The sequence below is a fragment of the Komagataeibacter xylinus genome, assembly GCF_004302915.1.
Lineage (GTDB): Bacteria > Pseudomonadota > Alphaproteobacteria > Acetobacterales > Acetobacteraceae > Komagataeibacter > Komagataeibacter xylinus_C.
Window position 1 is genome coordinate 1 of record NZ_QQBI01000077.1, and the last position, 3,735, is coordinate 3,735.

Consider the following 3,735-nt stretch of genomic DNA (forward strand, 5'->3'; position numbering starts at 1 on the left):
ATCGCAACCGCTACACGTCCCATTCGATTACCCCTGCCATCAGGATAATCATATAAACTTCTCGATCAGGACACTAGGGCCTGTTAGGGCTTGATCCAGTCTGCTGCGGCAGCGATGTGGATGACCGCGAGGAACGACGTTGCTGTTTTTTCGTATCTGGTTGCGACAGCACCCCACTCCTTGAGGCGAGCCCAGAGGTTCTCGACAAAATGTCGACACCGATAGGCCCATTCTGGGCAGGCGACCGGCCCATCGCGTCGTTTCGCAGGAATGGCGGGCCGGGCTCCCATATCCCATATCCGTTCACGAAAGGCATTCGACGCGTAGCCCTTGTCCGCCACTACCCACAGAGGAATGGCGGGAAGGTTGTCGAGCATGGCTGGTGCCAGGGGCAGTTCATGGGGTCGTTTGCGGGAGGGGGCGAAATCCTACGCTAAGCCGAGGACGCGCTTTCCGTAGTCCCTAAGTTCGCCCTTTGGGCCGACATATCGATAGAGAGTGACACGCTGGATCCCGAGCTCCTTGCACAGATCGGAAACGGAAGTGTCGCGCTGCGCCATGGCGGCCTGAGCAAGACGCACCTGTGCTTTGGTCAGGGCGAATTTTCGGCCGCCTTTGCGACCGCGCGCTCTTGCGGCGGCGAGGCCGGCCATAGTCCGTTCGCGGATCAGGTCACGCTCGAACTCGGCCAGGGTGGCGAAGATACCGAACACCATGCGCCCGGATGCGGTCGTGGTGTCGATCTGAGCGCCCTTTCCGGTCAGCACCCGCAGGCCGATATTGCGATCCGACAGATCCTTCATAGTATTGACCAGGTGGGCAAGCGACCGCCCGAGGCGGTCTAGCTTCCAGACCACCAACACGTCGCCGTCGCGCAGGGATTTCAGGCAGGCGGCCAGTCCGGGCCGATCATCGCGGCCGCCGGAGGCGCGATCCTCATAGATGTTGTCCTGTTCGACGCCGGCGGCGCGCAGGTCGTCGTGCTGTAGGTCGAGGGACTGCGAGCCATCGGCTTTTGAGATGCGTGCGTATCCGATCATCATGTTTCTTAAACGTTGGTTTGAGGCGGCGCGCTGACCACGAAAGATTTGTTCGCTAGAAATGTATCTTAACCAGCTTCATAAACAAAGCGTCTTGAACATTATCAGTTTTTGAAAAAGGAACATGAATGCCGCGCCGCGTCACGCTCACCGATAGACAGAAGGACGCGCTGCTGCGCCTGCCAACCTCCCAGACGGATTTGTTGAGGCACTACACGCTGAGCGATGAAGACCTCGGCCATATCAAGCAGCGTCGGCGCGCTCACAACAGGTTCGGCTTCGCTCTGCAATTGTGCGTCCTTCGCTATCCCGGCCGGGTGTTGGCTCCGGGCGAACTGATCCCGGCGGAAGTCGTTGAATTTATCGGGGCGCAAATTGGCCTGCGTGCTGACGATCTGGTTGAGTATGCCGCCCGCGAAGAGACGCGGCACGAACATCTTGCCGAGTTGCGGGCGCTCTACGGATTCCGTACCTTCTCCGGACGTGGCTCACGCGAACTAAAGGACTGGCTGTTTCGGGAAGCCGAGATGGCGGTGTCGAACGAGGATATCGCCCGCCGCTTCGTGGCTGAGTGCCGACGCACCCGCATGGTTCTTCCTGCAATATCGACGATCGAGCGGCTTTGCGCCAAGGCCCTGGTCGATGCTGAGCGGCGGATCGAGACGAGGATCGCCAGCCGGCTGTCCGTGGCCATCCGGGAGCAGTTGCTGTCATTGCTCGAGGAGACGGCTGACGACCGGGTGACTCGCTTCGTGTGGTTGCGCCAATTCGAGCCTGGGTCGAACTCTTTGTCGGCTAACCGGCTGCTCGACCGGCTCGAATACCTGCAACGTATCGATTTCTCCGAGGATCTGCTGGCCGGTGTTCCTGCTCATCGCGTGACACGTCTGCGTAGGCAGGGCGAACTGTACTATGCAGATGGCATGCGCGATCTTCCGCAAGACAGACGGCTTGCTATTCTGGCCGTTTGCGCGTCGGAATGGCAGGCGATGCTCGCCGACGCCGTGGTCGAAACCCACGACCGGATCGTCGGCAGGCTCTACCGTGCATCAGAGCGCATTTGCCAGGCGAAGGTCGCCGACGAGGCGAACGTGGTGCGCGACACCTTGAAATCCTTCGCCGAAATTGGCGGAGCCCTGGTCGATGCACAGGACGACGGCCAGCCGCTGGACGACGTCATTGCGCGTGGATCGGGTTGGGACGGTTTCAAAACTCTTGTTGCAATGGCAACACGACTGACCGCCACCATGGCGGACGATCCGCTCAATCATGTGCTCGATGGCTATCACCGTTTCCGCCGGTACGCTCCTCGCATGTTGCGCCTGCTCGATCTGCGGGCTGCGCCAGTCGCGCTGCCGCTTCTGGAAGCGGTGACGGCCCTGCGCGCCGGTGTGAATGATGCCGCGCGTATCGGCTTCCTTCGGCCTAGCTCGAAATGGCATCGTCATCTTCGTGCCCAGGCGATTGGCGACACCCGCCTCTGGGAGATCGCGGTGCTGTTCCATCTGCGCGATACGTTCCGCTCCGGGGATGTCTGGCTGGCCAGATCCCGGCGCTATGGCGATCTGAAACATGCACTCGTCCCGGCGCAAGCCGTTGCGGAAAGCGGTCGACTCGCCGTGCCATTGCGGCCGGAAGAATGGCTGGCGGACCGCCAAGCTCGTCTCGATATCCGGTTGCGCGAGCTTGGCCGTGCGGCACGCACGGGTACGATTCCCGGCGGTTCGATCGAAAACGGCGTTCTGCATATCGAGAAGCTCGAAGCCGCCGTGCCGACCGGCGCCGAAGATCTGGTACTCGATCTCTACAAGCAGATCCCGCCCACGCGCATCACCGATCTCTTGCTGGAGGTGGATGCAGTGACCGGCTTCACCGAAGCGTTCACGCATCTGCGCACTGGAGCGCCCTGCGCCGACCGGATCGGGCTGATGAACGTCATCCTTGCGGAAGGGATCAACCTCGGCCTACGCAAGATGGCCGACGCGACGAACACACACACCTTCTGGGAACTGATCCGCATTGGACGGTGGCATGTCGAGGGCGAAGCCTACGACCGGGCGCTGGCCATGGTGGTCGAGGCGCAAGCAGTGCTACCAATGGCCCAGTTTTGGGGCATGGGCAGCTCGGCCTCGAGCGACGGCCAGTTCTTCTCCGCCACGGAACAAGGCGAGGCCATGAACCTGGTCAACGCGAAATACGGCAATACCTCGGGCCTGAAGGCTTATACCCACGTCTCCGACCAATATGCGTCGTTCGCGACCCAGGTGATCCCTGCGACGGCGAGCGAAGCTCCTTACATCCTCGACGGCCTGCTTATGAACGATGCCGGCCGCCATATCCGCGAGCAGTTCGCTGATACGGGCGGCTTCACCGATCACGTCTTTGCCGCATGCGCCATTCTCGGCTATCGGTTCGCTCCGCGCATTCGCGATCTGCCGTCCAAACGGCTCTATGCAGTCAATCCCATGGCCGCCCCGGCCCACCTGCGGGCCATGATCGGCGGAAAAATCAATCAGGTCATGATCGAGCGCAACTGGCTCGATATCCTGCGCATCGCTGCCACCATCGCGGCCGGAAGCATCGCGCCAAGCCAGATCCTGCGCAAACTTGCCTCCTATCGTAACCGGCCGTTTGAGGCCGCCTTATGATTGAGGATTGTGACTGGTAACTTACCGTCGTTAACGACGTCGTTATT

Annotated in this window: 1 protein-coding gene and 2 pseudogenes; 1 reads left to right on the top strand and 2 read right to left on the bottom strand. The window is 61.0% G+C overall.

All coding sequences use genetic code 11. The features are described 5' to 3' along the window. Positions 1-83: 83 nt before the first annotated feature. A pseudogene (locus DV027_RS17020) lies at positions 84-401 on the bottom strand (transposase); the annotation flags it as partial. Between the two features lie 27 nt (positions 402-428). Then, positions 429-1,043 carry a recombinase family protein gene (locus DV027_RS17025; RefSeq protein WP_130732967.1) on the bottom strand — a complete coding sequence of 205 codons (615 nt, stop codon included), beginning with the start codon at positions 1,041-1,043 and terminating at the stop codon, positions 429-431. A gap of 125 nt (positions 1,044-1,168) precedes the next feature. Here DV027_RS17025 and DV027_RS17030 point away from each other — a divergent pair. Further along, positions 1,169-3,658, top strand: a pseudogene (locus tag DV027_RS17030) (Tn3 family transposase); the annotation flags it as partial. Positions 3,659-3,735 lie beyond the last annotated feature (77 nt).